This is a genomic window from Aeromonas sp. QDB03 (assembly GCF_027707985.1).
Classification (GTDB): Bacteria; Pseudomonadota; Gammaproteobacteria; order Enterobacterales; family Aeromonadaceae; genus Aeromonas; species Aeromonas hydrophila.
Genome location: NZ_JAPCJG010000001.1, coordinates 833,312 through 848,464 on the forward strand (window position 1 = coordinate 833,312; position 15,153 = coordinate 848,464).

At 62.4% G+C, this 15,153-nt stretch carries 14 protein-coding genes; 6 read left to right on the forward strand and 8 right to left on the reverse strand.

Going from position 1 to position 15,153, the window contains the following annotated elements; all coding sequences use genetic code 11:
- Positions 1-220 precede the first annotated feature (220 nt).
- Positions 221-1,339, forward strand: coding sequence for a glycerol dehydrogenase (locus PG900_RS03765; RefSeq protein WP_016350588.1), 1,119 nt, complete (start codon positions 221-223; stop codon positions 1,337-1,339).
- Between the two features lie 116 nt (positions 1,340-1,455).
- Positions 1,456-1,761 carry an antibiotic biosynthesis monooxygenase family protein gene (locus tag PG900_RS03770; RefSeq protein ID WP_016350587.1) on the forward strand — a complete coding sequence of 102 codons (306 nt, stop codon included), beginning with the start codon at positions 1,456-1,458 and terminating at the stop codon, positions 1,759-1,761.
- A 206-nt stretch (positions 1,762-1,967) separates the two neighbouring features.
- On the opposite strand, the gene pdxY is transcribed toward PG900_RS03770, so the two are convergent.
- The 4 genes from pdxY to PG900_RS03790 form a co-directional block, all read right to left on the reverse strand.
- On the reverse strand, positions 1,968-2,831 hold the full coding sequence (gene pdxY, locus PG900_RS03775; RefSeq protein ID WP_270830945.1) for a pyridoxal kinase PdxY: 864 nt from the start codon (positions 2,829-2,831) through the stop codon (positions 1,968-1,970).
- A gap of 21 nt (positions 2,832-2,852) precedes the next feature.
- Positions 2,853-3,122: a hypothetical protein gene (locus PG900_RS03780; protein WP_270830946.1), complete on the reverse strand. Its 270-nt coding sequence runs from the start codon at positions 3,120-3,122 to the stop codon at positions 2,853-2,855.
- A gap of 37 nt (positions 3,123-3,159) precedes the next feature.
- Positions 3,160-3,915 carry a DUF429 domain-containing protein gene (locus PG900_RS03785; protein WP_270830947.1) on the reverse strand — a complete coding sequence of 252 codons (756 nt, stop codon included), beginning with the start codon at positions 3,913-3,915 and terminating at the stop codon, positions 3,160-3,162.
- 78 nt (positions 3,916-3,993) lie between these two features.
- Positions 3,994-4,557, reverse strand: coding sequence for a VC2662 family protein (locus PG900_RS03790; protein ID WP_017409548.1), 564 nt, complete (start codon positions 4,555-4,557; stop codon positions 3,994-3,996).
- A 318-nt stretch (positions 4,558-4,875) separates the two neighbouring features.
- Here PG900_RS03790 and PG900_RS03795 point away from each other — a divergent pair, with 318 nt between their 5' ends.
- The 4 genes from PG900_RS03795 to ybcJ all read left to right on the forward strand — a co-directional run bounded on the left by PG900_RS03795 (position 4,876) and on the right by ybcJ (position 7,928).
- Complete coding sequence (locus PG900_RS03795; protein WP_011706254.1) at positions 4,876-5,226, forward strand: phasin family protein; 351 nt, start codon at positions 4,876-4,878, stop codon at positions 5,224-5,226.
- Positions 5,227-5,319: 93 nt separating this feature from the next.
- Entirely contained in the window at positions 5,320-7,104 is a 1,785-nt protein-coding gene (locus PG900_RS03800) for a class I poly(R)-hydroxyalkanoic acid synthase (protein ID WP_270830948.1), read from the forward strand.
- Positions 7,101-7,505: a MaoC family dehydratase gene (locus PG900_RS03805; RefSeq protein WP_270830949.1), complete on the forward strand. Its 405-nt coding sequence runs from the start codon at positions 7,101-7,103 to the stop codon at positions 7,503-7,505. The genes PG900_RS03800 and PG900_RS03805 overlap by 4 nt, the downstream gene beginning before the upstream one ends.
- Positions 7,506-7,694: 189 nt before the next feature.
- On the forward strand, positions 7,695-7,928 hold the full coding sequence (gene ybcJ / locus PG900_RS03810; RefSeq protein ID WP_010674882.1) for a ribosome-associated protein YbcJ: 234 nt from the start codon (positions 7,695-7,697) through the stop codon (positions 7,926-7,928).
- A gap of 38 nt (positions 7,929-7,966) precedes the next feature.
- On the opposite strand, the gene PG900_RS03815 is transcribed toward ybcJ, so the two are convergent.
- From PG900_RS03815 to PG900_RS03830, 4 genes are all read right to left on the reverse strand, one after another.
- Positions 7,967-8,440 (reverse strand): DUF4442 domain-containing protein, encoded by a 474-nt coding sequence (locus PG900_RS03815; protein ID WP_005300417.1) that lies wholly within the window; start codon positions 8,438-8,440, stop codon positions 7,967-7,969.
- Between the two features lie 165 nt (positions 8,441-8,605).
- Positions 8,606-10,357, reverse strand: coding sequence for an ABC transporter transmembrane domain-containing protein (locus tag PG900_RS03820; RefSeq protein ID WP_270830950.1), 1,752 nt, complete (start codon positions 10,355-10,357; stop codon positions 8,606-8,608).
- A 106-nt stretch (positions 10,358-10,463) separates the two neighbouring features.
- Positions 10,464-12,200 carry an ABC transporter transmembrane domain-containing protein gene (locus PG900_RS03825; RefSeq protein ID WP_270830951.1) on the reverse strand — a complete coding sequence of 579 codons (1,737 nt, stop codon included), beginning with the start codon at positions 12,198-12,200 and terminating at the stop codon, positions 10,464-10,466.
- 141 nt (positions 12,201-12,341) lie between these two features.
- Positions 12,342-15,143 (reverse strand): response regulator, encoded by a 2,802-nt coding sequence (locus PG900_RS03830; RefSeq protein WP_270830952.1) that lies wholly within the window; start codon positions 15,141-15,143, stop codon positions 12,342-12,344.
- Positions 15,144-15,153 lie beyond the last annotated feature (10 nt).

Consider the following 15,153-nt stretch of genomic DNA (forward strand, 5'->3'; position numbering starts at 1 on the left):
ACTTTGTAGCCACAGTGCGCCCTCCCCATGGAGGGCGTGTTGCGTTACCCCTTCAGCTTTCAAAAACAATCAAATCAGCACTAGGATTAATTTTGAATCTGCTATAGCCCCATTTGCATATGATTGTTCCTTCACCTCACCCTAGACGAGGCGTATGGTGTGACAGAAAGACCCGTTTGCATACCAAACGGATACTGCTCACTGCCTTGAGGAATACTGCATGCCTATCCTGCCTCGTACCGTCACCTCCCCCAAAAAGTTCATCATCGGCCACGATCTGCTGCCCCAACTCCATGATCACGTAAAAGATTTCGGCGACAACGCCCTGCTCGTCAGCGACGAGTTCATTCTGGAACGAGTGCGGGAGGAGGCGCTGGCCGGCCTGCTGCAGGCAGGTCTGAAGGGTGCGGTAGAGAAGTTCAACTACGAATGTACCGACATCGAGATCCGCCGCCTGTGCGATCTGGCCGAACAACAGGGGGCCAACGTCATCGTCGGCATCGGTGGCGGCAAGACCCTGGATGTTGCCAAGGCGGTGGCTTTCTACCTGCGCCGCCCCGTGGTGCTGTTTCCCACCATCGCCTCCACCGATGCCCCCTGCACCGCCCTCGCGGTGATCTACAACCCGGCGGGCGAGTTCGAGCGCTATCTGTTCCTGCCCCAGAACCCGGATGTGGTGATCGCCGACACCGCCATCATAGCGGCGGCCCCTGCCCGCTTCTTCGCCGCCGGTGTGGGCGATGCGCTCGCCACCTACTTTGAGGCCCGCGCCTGTTACCGGGCGGACGGCATCAATCTGGTGGGCAAGCGCCCCTCCCGCACCGGCCTCGGGCTGGCCCGGCTCTGCTACGAGCTGCTGGGGGAGAACATCGAGCTGGCGATGGACGCGGTGCGCCACCATGTCACCACCCCGGCGCTGGAGCAGACCATTGAGGCCACCATCTATCTGAGCGGCGTGGGCGCCGAAGCGGGCGGCCTGGCGGCGGCCCATGCGGTCAACAACGGCATGTCGGTGGTGGCGGATCTGCACCGGGCCCAGCACGGTGAGAAGGTGGTGTTTGGCCTGCTCACCCAGCTGGTTCTCGAGCGCGCGCCCCAGGCAGAGCTGGACGAGGTGATGCGCATCATTCAGCTGGCCGGCCTGCCCATGACCCTACAGGAGATGGGGCTGAGCCGTTTCGTGGAGAGCGAGTGGCGCCAGGTGGCCAAGCTTGCCTGCGATCCCCTCGACACCATGGGCAACATGCCGATGAGCGTCAGCGAGCAGGATGTCTACCACGCCATGATCGCGGCCAATGCCATGGCCGAGCGCTACCGGGCCCGTCACCCACGCGCCTGATCAGCACTCAAGCAAAGTCGTGATCACACCGACAAGGCCGGCCCCTGCGGCCGGCCTTGTCATTCCCTGCCCGACCTGCTGCAATGGCCCCTTTATCCTTGGGACAAGGAGTCACCATGATATTGGAAGTCGCCCCTCTGCAGGTCATTCCCGGTCAGGCTGCCGCCTTCGAGCTGGCCTTCTCCCAGGCCCAGCGCATCATCAGCACCATGCCGGGCTACGGCGGACACCAGCTCCAGCGCTCGCTGACCGATCCCCACCGCTATCTGCTGCTGGTCAACTGGCAGCGCCTCGAAGATCACACCCAGGGCTTTCGTGGCTCACCCCAGTACCAGCAGTGGAAGGCCCTGCTCCATCACTTCTACGATCCCTTCCCCACGGTCGAGCACTACCGGCAGGTCACATTCGATGAGGCAGAGTAGCGGGAACAGGATAACGGCCTGATCTGAACCGGATGCCCGGTGCCAAGGCCAAGGTGACGGCTGAGGCGACATTGCCTCGTTCGATGTGCAACCAGATAAGCGGCGCAGGGCTGGACTGTTAACCGAGAGAGAAGTGAGGAAGAGTGATCAGGGGGCCAAGCAGAACGTGGATCATCCACGCCCAGACTTGGCCCCCAATGGGAAAATCAGGCCAACCGTTCGGCCCGCGCCTTGATCAGGGGAGCGGCAAAGGCCTCCTGGGCCGCGATCAGCTGCAACTCATAGGCATCGGCCTGCCAGGTGTGCAGCAGTACCGTATCCACCGCCGCGTTGGTGCGCTCGAACGCGCTGACGGCATCGTAACCCGCCTGCAGATTGGCCAGCATCAGCGCGCTGATGAGATCCCCCACACCCACCGGCTGGCGGGCAAACTCGTAGAGCGGACGGTCGATCAGATAATCCCCCTCGGGGGTGGCCAGCAGCATCTCGAAACGGCCCGGCTCGCGAGCGGCGCGTCCAAGATGCTTGACCAGCACCATCTTCACCCCGTGTGCCAGCAGCTGATGGGCGGCGGCCCGCGTCTGCGCCAAATCCGTCAGATGGACATCGCACAGGGTCTCCAGCTCCAGCAGATTGGGGGCCATGATGTCGGCCGCCGGCAGCGCCTTCTCAGTCAAGAAACGGGTCACCCCGGGGGCGACGATGCACCCTTTTTCCGGGTGGCCCATCACCGGATCGCAAAAATAGATGGCGGCAGGATTGGCTGCCTTGACCGCCGCCACCACCGCCAGGATCTCGTCCCCCTGCTCCGCCGAGCCCAGATAACCGCTCAGCACGGCGTCGCAGTGCGCCAGCACCTCGATATTCGAGAGCCCCTCGCACAGGGCGCTGATATGCCCTGCGGGCATCGCCATTCCCTGCCAACCGGCCGCATATTGGGTGTGGTTGGAGAACTGCACCGTGTTGATGGGCCATACCTCCATACCGAGACGGCGCATGGGAAACACGGCGGCGCTGTTGCCGGCACAGCCGAACACCACGTGGGACTGGATAGAGAGAATGCGTTTCATCGACATCACCGCAGAGAAGAGTCAGGGGAAAGGCGCAATATATCGGATGAAGATATTGATCTTCCACCCTTGATCAGCACAAACCCTTATTTGGTCGGCAAAATTATCGATGACGTTCTGGTTGCCACCGCCATCACCGGCCCCCTCTTTACTGACATGCCGCAGTTTGCAACCGCGAGCATGGCCGACGTGGTCTGATAAAGTGATACAAAGCTCTTGTTTGATGGCATATGAGATTAATAAATGGGCTTTTGATGCGCAGAGCCATGTGATGACGAGTAAACCGGCCAAACGTCGGATCGGGCTGACCGGCCCGATCCGGTTTTTATCAGGGGCGAGCGAAGTGGTAGACCCAGCCTTCGTCCAAAGCCATCTCGGCGGGCGGTACCACCAGAGCCGGCAACAGAGAGACGCTCCCCTTGGCCGCGTATTGCAGCGCCATCAGGGCGCAGATGGCGGCGTCGTAACGATCGGTGCCCGCTGTCACATCGGCCGGCAGATGCCCCAGCAGCTCGGTGCGCACCGCCGATGCCTTGCCCCCCACCTTGGCAAGAGCGGGATAGACCTCCAGCACGGCGCGATCGGCCTGTGGTTGCTGCTTGGGCACCAGCTGCAAGTCGGCCAGTCGGGGCAGCATGGCGAGCGCCAGGGTCGCGTTGTTGCCGAGCCTGTCGAAGGTGGCCGAGAGCGGCTTCTTGCCATATTGCCGGTGCAGCCAGCGCTCGCAGTCCCGATAGGCATAAGGGTTGTCTATCTCGCGCTGGGGCACGGCGCACTCGGTCGCCCTCCCCGCCAGCAGCTCGCCCAAGGCGCGAGGAAACGCCAGTGGCGCGTCGATCCCCAGCGCCAACTGCGGGCAGGCCAGCACCTGCAGCAGATGGATCTCGTCGTGCAGTGCTGGGCGCAGCAAGGCATCCAGATCCGGCGCAACCCGTGAGCTCAGTCGAAACAGGGGCGATACCCCAAACCAGTGCAGCCGCTGTTCACGAGCCTGCCACCCCACCACGGCCACCGCCTGGGCACTGCCCTGCCAGCCTCTTACGTCCCAACCGATGCCGATGGCATCCATGTGTTCCATTGTCATGCCAGTGTCACCTCTGCACGCTATCAATGCAGCACAGGGTAATGGCTGGAGCCCCTAAAGCAAGGTTGGCGGCGCGGCTTAGAAGGATTTCTTGAAATTGATCAGCGGCAAGATGGGGAAAACCCCGTTCTCGGCGTAGTTGGCGAGGCCAATCTGCAGACCGTCCAGGTGCTTGGTGGCGTTGATGAAGCCCAGCTGGAAGGTGGTGCGCTCGGCATAGTTGACGAAGCCGACGTTGGCCAGGGCATTGCCCTTGGCGATGTTGACGGCCCCCCAGTTGAGGCCCTGCACATTGTTGGTCAGGTTGACGAAGCCAAGGTTGACGCCCTTGTCCTGACCCTCGTGCCAGTTGACCGCGTTGATCGCCACCCCGCCAAACTGGTGGCGTACCCGGCCGGCACCGAGGAAGATGCCAAGCTGCAGACCGGTGAATTGATCCACGTCGGAGAGGGCGAAGACCGGCAGATCGATCCCTTTCACCTGACCGGTACGACCATAGAGAACAGAGGCTCTGGCCCCCTCGACCTGATGGGATGCGGGCAGATTGACGCCGGGCAAGGAGAGCTGGACAGGGGTACTGGCGTGGGCAACGCCGCCAAGGGCAGCAGCCCCAAGGGCAAGCAGCAGGCGAGCAGGTTTCATCGATGCATTCCTCAAGACTCAGGGAGTGGCGTCAGCCTACCAGCCCCGCGGCCTGGGAACGAGACCAAACGGACGTGGCTGCGTCACCCCTCGTCTGAATCGGGCCAGCCAAACTGGACAGACCAGAATCAATATTTCGCCAAAAATTAACATTTATATTATTTACATCAAGCCTCATTTGGTAACACAATGCCTAAACGTGCGTTTGAACAGAGCAAACGACACGTGACGACTTAAGGATGTAGTCGAACGGATGTAACCGAAGAATGGGCCCATCGGCCTTTTGCAATACCCTTCTGCCAACCACGGAGACACGCGATGAATATGGACGTAATCAAGACCTTTACCGAGCAGATGCAAGGCTTTGCCGCCCCCCTCACCCGTTACAACCAGCTGCTGGCCAGCAACATCGAACAGCTGACCCGGCTGCAGCTGGCGTCCGCCAACGCCTATGCCGAGCTGGGACTGAACCAGCTGCAGGCCGCCGGCAAGGTGCAGGATGCCCAGAGCCTGGCGGCCCTCGGCACCGTCCAGCTGGAGACCGCCAGCCAGCTCTCCCGCCAGATGCTGGACGACATCCAGAAGCTCAACACCCTCGGCCAGCAGTTCAAGGACGACCTCGACGCCCTGGCTGCCGACGGCATCAAAAAGAGCACGGGCAAGGCCTGATATCCCCCTGGCTGCCCGCGACGGGCAGCCACATCTCCCCATGCTCCGTCACGACAGGCTCGCCCTGCGCCGGGGATGGGTGAAGGAGAGAACATGAGCCAATCATCTTACGGCCCGCTGTTCGAGGCCCTGGCCCACTACAACGACAAGCTGCTGGACATGGCCAAGGCGCAGACCGAGCGCACGGCCCAAGCCCTGCTGCAGACCAATCTCGACGATCTCGGCCAGGTGCTGGAACAGGGTAGCCAGCAGCCCTGGCAACTGATCAATGCCCAGATGAACTGGTGGCAGGATCAGCTCAAGCTGATGCAGCACACCCTGCTCAAAAGCGCAGGCCAGCAGAGCGAACCCCTCATCGCCCCGGAGCGCAGTGATCGCCGCTTCAAGGCCGACGCCTGGAGCGAGCAGCCCATCTATGACTACCTCAAACAATCCTATCTGCTGACCGCCAAGCACCTGCTGGCTTCGGTGGATGCCCTCGAGGGGGTGCCCCAGAAGAGCCGGGAGCGGCTGCGTTTCTTTACCCGCCAGTACATCAACGCCATGGCCCCCAGCAACTTTCTGGCCACCAACCCGGAGCTGCTCAAGCTGACCCTGGAGTCTGACGGCCAGAATCTGGTGCGCGGGCTGGCGCTGCTGGCCGAAGATCTCGAGCGCAGCGCCGATCAGCTCAACATCCGGCTGACCGACGAGTCCGCCTTTGAGCTCGGCCGGGATCTGGCGCTGACGCCGGGCCGGGTGGTGCAGCGCACCGAGCTGTATGAGCTCATTCAGTACAGCCCGACCACGGAAACGGTGGCCAGAACGCCGGTACTGATCGTGCCGCCCTTCATCAACAAGTACTACATCCTGGATATGCGACCCCAGAACTCCCTGGTGGCCTGGCTGGTCGCCCAGGGCCAGACGGTGTTCATGATCTCCTGGCGCAACCCGGGTCCGGCCCAGGCCGACATCGATCTCGACGACTACGTGGTAGAAGGCGTCATCGCCGCGCTGGATGGCGTAGAGGCGGCCACCGGCGAGCGGGAGGTGCACGGCATCGGCTACTGCATCGGCGGTACCGCCCTCTCCCTGGCCATGGGCTGGCTGGCCGCCAGACGCCAGAAGCAACGGGTTCGCTCCGCCACCCTGTTCACCACCCTGCTCGACTTCTCCCAACCGGGGGAACTTGGCATCTTCATCCACGAGCCCATTATTGCGGCACTGGAAGCCCAGAACGAGGCCAAGGGCATCATGGACGGGCGCCAGCTGGCGGTCTCCTTCAGCCTGCTGCGGGAGAACAGTCTCTACTGGAATTACTACATCGACAGCTACCTCAAGGGGCAGAGCCCGGTGGCGTTCGATCTGCTGCACTGGAACAGCGACAGCACCAACGTGGCGGGCAAGACCCACAGCAGCCTGCTGCGCCGGCTCTATCTGGAGAACCAGCTGGTGAAGGGGGAGCTCAAGATCCGCCACACCCGCATCGATCTCGGCAAGGTGAAGACCCCGGTGCTGCTGGTCTCGGCCATGGACGATCACATCGCCCTCTGGCAAGGGACCTGGCAGGGCATGAAGCTGTTCGGTGGCGAGCAGCGCTTCATCCTGGCTGAATCGGGCCATATCGCCGGCATCGTCAATCCGCCGGACGCCAACAAGTACGGCTTCTGGCAGAACGACGCCGAGGCCACCAGCCCCGAGGCGTGGCTCGCCGGCGCAAGCCACACCCCAGGCTCCTGGTGGCCGCAGATGGCGACCTTTATCCAGAGCCGGGAAGAGGATCCCGCCCCCCTCCCCGCCCGCATCCCGAGCGAAGGGCTGGACGCGGCCCCCGGCAGCTACGTCAAGGTTCGGCTCAACCCGATCTTTACCCAGACCCCCGAGGAGGAGCCCGCATGAGCACGCTTCCCTTCGAGGTGGGCCAACAGGCCAGCCTGACCAAGCGGTTCGGGGCGGCAGAGGTCGAGGCGTTTGCCGGGTTGTCGGAGGATTTCAATCCGCTGCACCTGGATCCCGCCTTCGCCGCTACCACGCCGTTCGTGCGCCCCATCGTGCACGGCATGCTGCTGGCCAGCCTCTTCTCGGGGCTGCTGGGCCAGCAACTGCCGGGCAAGGGCACCGTCTATCTCGGTCAGAGCCTCGCCTTCAAGCAGCCGGTGTTTGTGGGGGATGAGGTGACGGCAGAGGTGGAGATCATCGCCCTGCGCAGCGACAAGCCCATCATCACCCTGGCCACCCGCATCCTGACGGCAACCGGCGCCATCGCCGTCAGCGGTGAAGCCGTGGTGAAGTTCGGCTGAAAAGGGTTTGCCCCATGATCTCAGTCAGCCCGGCAACAGCCGGGCTGACTGCTATGGTGTGCGCCCCAAAAATGGTCTTGCAAGCCACAATTGCCCGCAGAGAGGTGCCCTTGCCCTTTCCTTGACGACCCGAACTGCCTAAAATAACCGCCCTGCTGTTTCAGCCATTCATCCACTAGAGGATTTCCCATGGAGACGTTTCTGCTCGAAGGCCACCCCTTCGTTGCCTTGTGCGACCTTATCAAACATCAGGGTTGGGCCGATTGTGGCGGTGCGGCCAAGGCGCTGGTCGCCGAAGGGTTGGTAGAGGTGGACGGTCAGGTCGAGACCCGCAAACGCTGCAAGATCGTGGCCGAGCAAGTAGTCAACTTCAACGGCATGAAAGTGGTCGTGAAAGAAGGCGTCAGCCCGGAGATCCTCTGACCTCGCTTGAATAAGGGCGCCGACGCGCCCTTTGGTATTCAGCTGGCCTTGATCGACAGGGTCAGCACGAAGCGCGCCATCGCCTCATCCCCGTTCAGCGACGGACAGGTGGCCACCACCTGGATGGGGCGGTTGATGCGCTGACCGCTCGCCAGCGACTCGTCGATCATGGCGTCGATCTCCTCCCCGGCCGCGCAGTCAAACTGCACATCCCCTTCGGGCCGTTTCAGAAACTCCCCCTGCACATCCTTGAAGGCGAAGTGCACCTTCTTGCGCCGCTGCCGCCCCTTCTCCATCACCAGCAGACCGCCCACCAGATCGGCACCGGTCGCCAGCGCGCCGAAGTACATGCTGCCCAGGTGGTTGCGGGTGCGCCAACCGAGCGGGATGCGAATGCGCAGCGCCTTGGCACTCATCTCTTCGATGACGGGGGCACAAAATCCGATGACGGGGATGTAGCGCCAGGCAAAAAGCCGCAGCGCCAGGTTGGCCTTCAAACGTTGCAAATCCATATGCGAACTGATCCGATGAGTTGATGTAAACAACATGTTGCCAGCATGGCTGGCGTTCGACAAGGATGCGGATCACGCTTGCCGTCATTTCCTCTCATCAAAAAAGAGGGAACCGCACCGGTTCCCTCTTTATTCCATCTTACTGGTTCACAGCAGATGCACTGGTCAGGCCCGCTTCTCTTCCAGCCAGGCGCCCTGGCTCTGCATCTCGAACAGCTGGGCATAATGGCCGCCCAGCGCCATCAGCTCGCCATGAGTACCCCGCTCGTTCACCTGACCGCGCGAGAGCAGCAAGATCTCGTCCGCGTCGACGATGGTCGAGAGACGGTGGGCGATGGCGATGGTGGTACGGCCGCGCCGCGCCGCCGCCAGCGCCGAAGAGAGGGCCAGCTCGGTCTGGGAGTCCACGCTGGCGGTCGCCTCGTCCAGAATGAGGATGCGCGGATCGCCCACCAGGGCGCGGGCAAAGGAGAGCAGCTGACGCTGGCCGGCGGAGAGGTTCTTGCCCCCCTCCTCCATCAGGGTGTTCAAGCCCTCCGGCAGACTCAGCACGAACTCGGCCAGCTGCACCTCGGTCAGCGCCTGCCACAGCCGCGCCTCGTCAATGCCGTCACGGCCAAGGCGCAGGTTTTCCGCCAACGTCCCAACGAAGATAAAGGGATCCTGCTGTACCAGCCCAATGCTGCGACGCACCGCCGAGAGCGACAGGCTCACCATCGGATGATCATCGAAGCGGATGGTGCCCTGATCCAGCGGGTAGAAGCCCATCAGCAGGCTGATGATGGTGGACTTGCCGCTGCCAGTGTGACCCACCAGCGCCAGCATCTGGCCCGGTTTGGCGGTAAAGCTCACGTCGCGCAGCACCTGTTGCTCGCCATCGTAGGAGAAGCTCACCCGCTCGAAGCTCACCTGCCCCTTGAGCGGGCGCATCTCGCCCTCGGTGCTCTCGCGCGCTTCATCGAGCAGGGCAAAGACCCGCTCCCCGGCCACCATGGCCTGCTGCAACTGGTTGAGCTGGTTGGTCATCTCGATAAGCGGCTCGATCATCCGTCCCAGATAGCTGATGAAGGCGTAGAGCACCCCCACCTGGATGGCGCCTTCCGCACTCAGCCCCTCGCGGGCAAACAGCGCCAACAGGCCGATCAGCACCATCATGTAGAAGAGATCGATGAGCGGGCGTAGCAGGATGCCGTTGATCTTGAGGCTCTTGAGGCGCGCCGCCCAGTGCTGCTGATTCACCTCGGCAAAAGCGTTGGCAAAATGGCGCTCCTGCACCATGGCCTGAATGACCGGCATCCCCTGCAGCGACTCGTTGAGACGGCTGTTGATGTCGGAGAGCAGGCTGCGGGTCGCTCGCACCACGGGCACGCTCAGTTTCTGATAAAGCCACATCACGCCGCCCACCGCCGGCAACAGACAGGCACACACCAACATCAGCCGCAGATCCAGCAGCGCCATGGAGATGAGGATGCCGCACAGCAGCACTACCTTCTGCACCAGCAGCCCGATCACCTGCACATAGAGGTTCATGATCGCCTCGGTGTCGTTGGTGATGCGCGAGATGAGCGAGCCGGAGCGATGCTGGTCAAAGTAGCGGGCCGGCAGCCGGATGGCGGTGGCAAACACCTGCTCGCGCAGCCGCTGCACCACCGCCTGGGCGATGCGGTTGAAGCGCAGGGACTGCAGGTAGAAACCGGCAGCAGACAGTACCTGCAGGCCGAGATAGCCGGCGGCGATGGCCGCGATGGCGGGCCACATCAGCTGGCGCGGCGCCAGGTAGTCGTCGATGAACAGCTTGATGAGCAAGGGACCGGCCACTTCGGCGCCGGTGGCCAGCAGCAGACAGATCCCCGCCTGAATGAGCCAGCGCGGATAACGGGCACAATACCCGAGTAGTCGTTTGATGGTCGGGTTCACAGGCACTCCTCCACGTCTTGTTTCAGCCGCTGATGATGAGGCACCAGGCCGACATACCAGCACTCAGGCTCTGCACCACACAGAGTGAAGGTCTTGATGAGTGGGTTCACAGGCTCTCCTCCACGTCTTGCTCGAGACGCTGGTAACGCACCATATCCGCATACCAGCCGTTGTGGGCCATCAGGGCGCCGTGGCGACCCCGCTCACTGACATGGCCCTGATCCAGCACCAGGATCTCGTCGGCCTGCTCCACCGCCGTCATCCGGTGGCTGACCAGGATCAGGGTACGCTTGTGGGCCTTGAGGGCGTGCAGGATCTGCTGCTCGGTGTGGGCATCCACCGCCGAGAGGGCATCGTCGAGCACCAGGATGGGTGCCTCCAGCAGCAGGGCTCGGGCGATGGCGAGCCGCTGTTTCTGACCGCCGGAAAGGGTCACCCCCTTCTCCCCCACTTCGGTCTCATAGCCTTTGGGGAAACGGCTGATGTCGTCGTGCACGCAGGCGATGCGCGCCACCCGCTCAATCTCCTCCCGGCTGGCATCGGGGCGGCCAAGGGCGATGTTGGCGGCAATGGTGGTGGAGAAGAGAAACGGCTCCTGCGGCACATAGGCAAACTGACCGCGCAGCTCACCCAGCGCCAGTTGCGAGATGGGCACCTTCCCCATGCGGATCTCCCCTGCGGTGGGGTTGGCCAGTCGCATCAACAGCTTGAGCAGGGAACTCTTGCCCGCGCCGGTGCGCCCGACGATCCCCAGCATGCCACCGGCTTGCAGGGTGAAATCCACATTGCGCAGCAGAGTGCGCTGCTCGAGCTGGTAGCTGAGCGCCACGGCGCGCAGCGGAAAGGCCGAGGCCAGCGCCACCGGCTGGGCCGGCTCTTCGATGTCGCTGCGCTCGGCCAGCAGACTTTCGATCCGTGAATAGGCGGCGCTGCCGCGCTCGATGATGTTGAACAACCAGGCGATGGCGAACATGGGCCAGATCAGCTGACCGAGGTACATGGTGAAGCTGGTGAGCTCCCCCAGGGTCAGCTCATCGCGCAGCACCAGAGCGCTGCCGCCGGCCACCGCCAGAAAGTAGGAGCAGCCGATGCAGAGGTAGATCACGGGATCGAACTTGGCATCGATGCGGGCCACCGCCATGTTGCAGGCGCCCGCCTCCCGGGTCAGCTCGGCAAAGCCACGATCTTCAAGCGATTCCACCGCATAGGACTTGAGCACCCGCACGCCGGAGAGCGCCTCCTGGGTCTTGTTGTTGAGCCGCGAGAAGGCTCCCTGCGCCGCCTTGAACTCCTTGTAGATCTGGGTGCCGAAGCGGTTCATGAAAAATGCCATCACCGGCAACGGCAACAGGGAGAGCAGGGTCAGCTGCCAGGAGTACTGGCTGCACATGATGGAGAGCACCAGCACCCCGACGATGATGGAGTCCACCAGGGTCAGCACCCCTTCCCCGGCGGTCATCTCCACCGCCTGGATATCGTTGGTGGCATGGGCCATCAGATCGCCGGTACGATGGCGCTGATAAAAGTCCGGGCTCATGCGGGTGAAGTGGCTGAACAGTCGGTTGCGCAGCACATAGGCGAGCCGATATGAAGCGCCAAACAGCATGACTCGCCACACGTAGCGCAGCAGATAGATGAGCAGGCCAAGACCGAACAGCCCGGCCAGATAACCCGTCAGGGTTGCACTATCAAGGGACCCTTTGGCGATGCCATCCACCACCCAGCCCACCACCTTGGGCGGGATCACGGTCAACAGGGCCACCATCATCAACAGGGAGATGGCGATCAGGTAACGCCGCCACTGCTCCTTGAAGAACCAGCCCAGCCTTGCAAATACGCTCACGTAGATATCCTTTGTCGCGACCGGCCCAGTGCCGGTGCCCATCACGGGGAAACTCAATGCAATCGCCCCCGGCTGGGGGCGATACGAGGGGGTCATGATAGCCTGAAGCAAGCGGCTTGAGAATTATTGCTATTTCACCTGTTACAACAAGCGATCATCACGCTGTCCGAAGCCTGCGTACGGTGTTTCATGCTGCTCCCCGGTGAGCAGGAAGTGGGACACCTCCTCCCGGGTCAGACTGAACACCTGTTGCAGCTGCTCCAGATCCTGCTCGGTCAGCTCCTCCTGCTGGCGCAACCGCCACTCCAGCTCACCGGCCATGATCTGCAGACGGGAGGCGGAAATATTGGCGGAGACCCCCTTGAGGGTATGCAGCAACCGGCAGGCGATATCAGGTTGCTGACGACGCAGGGCGGAGCGGATCTCCCACAAGTCGTCCTTGTGCTCCGACATGAACAGCTTGAACAGGATCTGCAGCGCCTCCTTGTCCTGCTCCAGCCGCCTGAGAGCATCCTCCAGATCCAGCACCCCCATCAGATCGGGCGGTTTCACTTCGAGCGGCACCCGTCGCTCGCCACTGGCGCTCTTCACCCACTGCAGCAGGTTGTTGTAGAGATCGAGCTTGCTGACCGGCTTGGTGACATAGCCGTTCATGCCGACCCCGAGGCAACGCTCCCTGTCCCCCGGCATGGCACTGGCGGTCAGGGCAATGATCGGGACATCGTGTTTGTCGACCATCTTGCGGATCTGGCGGGTGGCATCCAGCCCGTCCAGTACCGGCATCTGCAAGTCCATCAGGATCACGTCGAAGGGCTGCTCGGCCACCCGCTCGACCGCCTCCCGACCGTTGCCCACCACGGTCACCAGGGCGTCGACCCGGCGCAGGTATTCGATGATCAGCTGCTGGTTGACCCGGTTGTCCTCGGCCAGCAGTACCCGGATGCCTTGCAGCAACTCGCGAAAATGCTGCTGATCCCCCTGCGCCTCGGCCTGGCGGAACTGCTGATCGTGGGAACTGCCGTTTAGCAGCTCGTCCACCTTGGCCAGCAGGGCATTTTCGGTCATCGGCTTGGGCAGGAAGTGGGTCAATCCCATGCTCTCCATCCGCCCATGCAGTCCCTCCTTGGCCCAGGCACTGGTCATCAGGATCGGCAGACGGCGCCACTGGCTGTGCTGATACATCTCGAGCGCCAGATCCAGCCCGTCTTCCTGCCCCATGCGCCAGTCCAGAATGGCCAGCCGGATATTCTGCCCCTCTTCCCGCAGCACTTGACGAGCCCGGGAGAGGCTGTTGACCGCCATCACCCTGGCACCGGCCCGACCCAGGATATCCTTGGCCAGATCCAGCACCAGCTCGTTGTCATCCATCACCAGCACCAGCGGCTGATGCTCGAAGAAGACCCGCCGCCCGGAGACGCCATACACAGCCTTGGTCATGGGGATCTCGAACTGGAAGACCGAGCCCGTTCCCGGCTTGCTCTGTACCGTGATCCGGCCCCCCATCAGTTCGACCAGACGCTGGGAGATGTTCAGACCCAGCCCGGAGCCGCCGTATTTGCGGGTGTTGCCTGCCTCCAGCTGGGTGAAGGGCTGGAACAGCTGGGCCTGTTTCTCCTCGGCGATGCCGATGCCGGTGTCACGCACGCTGAAACGCACCTGCATGGGGTGCTGGTTGACCAGGGTGATGGCTACTTCCACCTCGCCCCGCTCGGTAAACTTGATGGCGTTGTTGACCAGATTGACCAGCACCTGGCCGAGGCGCAGCGGATCGCCGCGCAGAAAATCCGGCACGGCCGGCGACTTGTTGATGATGACCTCGACCTGCTTGCGCTCGGCCAGGTCGGCAAACATGCCGGCCAGCGAGTCGATCTGCTCGCTCAGATCGAAGTCGATCTCCTCCAGAGTCAGCTTGCCGGACTCCACCTTGGTCAGATCCAGAATGTCGTTGATGAGCAGCAGCAGGGTGTCCGACGAGGATTTGATCTTGCTGAGATAATCCCGCTGCTGCTGATCCAGCTCGGTCTGCAGTGCCAGCGAGCTGAACCCGATGATGGCGTTCATGGGGGTGCGGATCTCGTGGCTCATGTTGGCCAGAAAGTCACTCTTGGCCTGGGCCAGCAAGCCAGTCTGGCGCGACAGCTCGCTCAGCTTCTGGTTGCGCCGCCACAGGGTCACCGCCACCAGCCCGAAACAGAGCATGGCCCCCCCCAATACCATCAGATAGAAGCGGCTCTTGAGGGAGGAGGCCTGCTCCATCTTGCTCTGCTTCCAAAGTGACAGCCCCTCCAGTTCGTGCATGTCGATCACCTGGTTGCGCAGTACGTGGTACTCCACCACCTGATGGCTGACATCCTCGCTCAGCTGGGCCAGCCCCGCCACTTCGGGATTGGCGGGATAGGCCGTCTTGAGGCGGCGCTGTAGGGCCTGCAGTCGCAGCTGCTCGCCCTTGTCCCAGCTGCGTTTGAGGTAGTGACTGAGCTGAGCCAGCTCGGTCAGGTCGATGGCAAGCGGAGAGTCTGCCGGCAAGGTGGACAGCAAGCCGTTGAGCTGCTTTTGAAAAGGCTGCTCTATGTACTCGATCGCCATCTCCATGGAATAAAGCTTGGCCAAGTCGAGCAAATAGCTGTCGATGTCGTGCAACAGGGATTGGGAGTGGGGATTGTCGGCAGAGTCGGGATCATTGCGCACCTGCCGCACGAAGCTGTCGAGGTTGCTCGACAACTGGTTGAGACGTTGCTGTACGTTGCCGTCGTTGGCCTTCTCGCGGCCAAGCAGATAGACGGTATCGGTATTGACCCGGTTGAGGATCAACTCTGCGGCAACGCTGAGCTCGGAAGCCTTCTGCTGCTGGCTGAGCAGCTGCCAGCAATAGCCGGAAAACCCCAGCAGCGATACGATGATCAGGCTAAGCACAACACGATTGACCCGTGTCACATTATTCATCCCGTCTCGA

Bases quoted from the DNA above. Each gene is read 5' to 3' on its own strand.
- PG900_RS03815 (WP_005300417.1), bottom strand. From the start codon at position 8,440: ATGGATTTGCAACGTTTGAAGGCCAACCTGGCGCTGCGGCTTTTTGCC.
- PG900_RS03800 (WP_270830948.1), top strand. From the start codon at position 5,320: ATGAGCCAATCATCTTACGGCCCGCTGTTCGAGGCCCTGGCCCACTAC.
- PG900_RS03795 (WP_011706254.1), top strand. From the start codon at position 4,876: ATGAATATGGACGTAATCAAGACCTTTACCGAGCAGATGCAAGGCTTT.
- PG900_RS03805 (WP_270830949.1), top strand. From the start codon at position 7,101: ATGAGCACGCTTCCCTTCGAGGTGGGCCAACAGGCCAGCCTGACCAAG.
- PG900_RS03790 (WP_017409548.1), bottom strand. From the start codon at position 4,557: ATGAAACCTGCTCGCCTGCTGCTTGCCCTTGGGGCTGCTGCCCTTGGC.
- PG900_RS03770 (WP_016350587.1), top strand. From the start codon at position 1,456: ATGATATTGGAAGTCGCCCCTCTGCAGGTCATTCCCGGTCAGGCTGCC.
- pdxY (WP_270830945.1), bottom strand. From the start codon at position 2,831: ATGAAACGCATTCTCTCTATCCAGTCCCACGTGGTGTTCGGCTGTGCC.
- ybcJ (WP_010674882.1), top strand. From the start codon at position 7,695: ATGGAGACGTTTCTGCTCGAAGGCCACCCCTTCGTTGCCTTGTGCGAC.
- PG900_RS03785 (WP_270830947.1), bottom strand. From the start codon at position 3,915: ATGACAATGGAACACATGGATGCCATCGGCATCGGTTGGGACGTAAGA.
- PG900_RS03830 (WP_270830952.1), bottom strand. From the start codon at position 15,143: ATGAATAATGTGACACGGGTCAATCGTGTTGTGCTTAGCCTGATCATC.
- PG900_RS03765 (WP_016350588.1), top strand. From the start codon at position 221: ATGCCTATCCTGCCTCGTACCGTCACCTCCCCCAAAAAGTTCATCATC.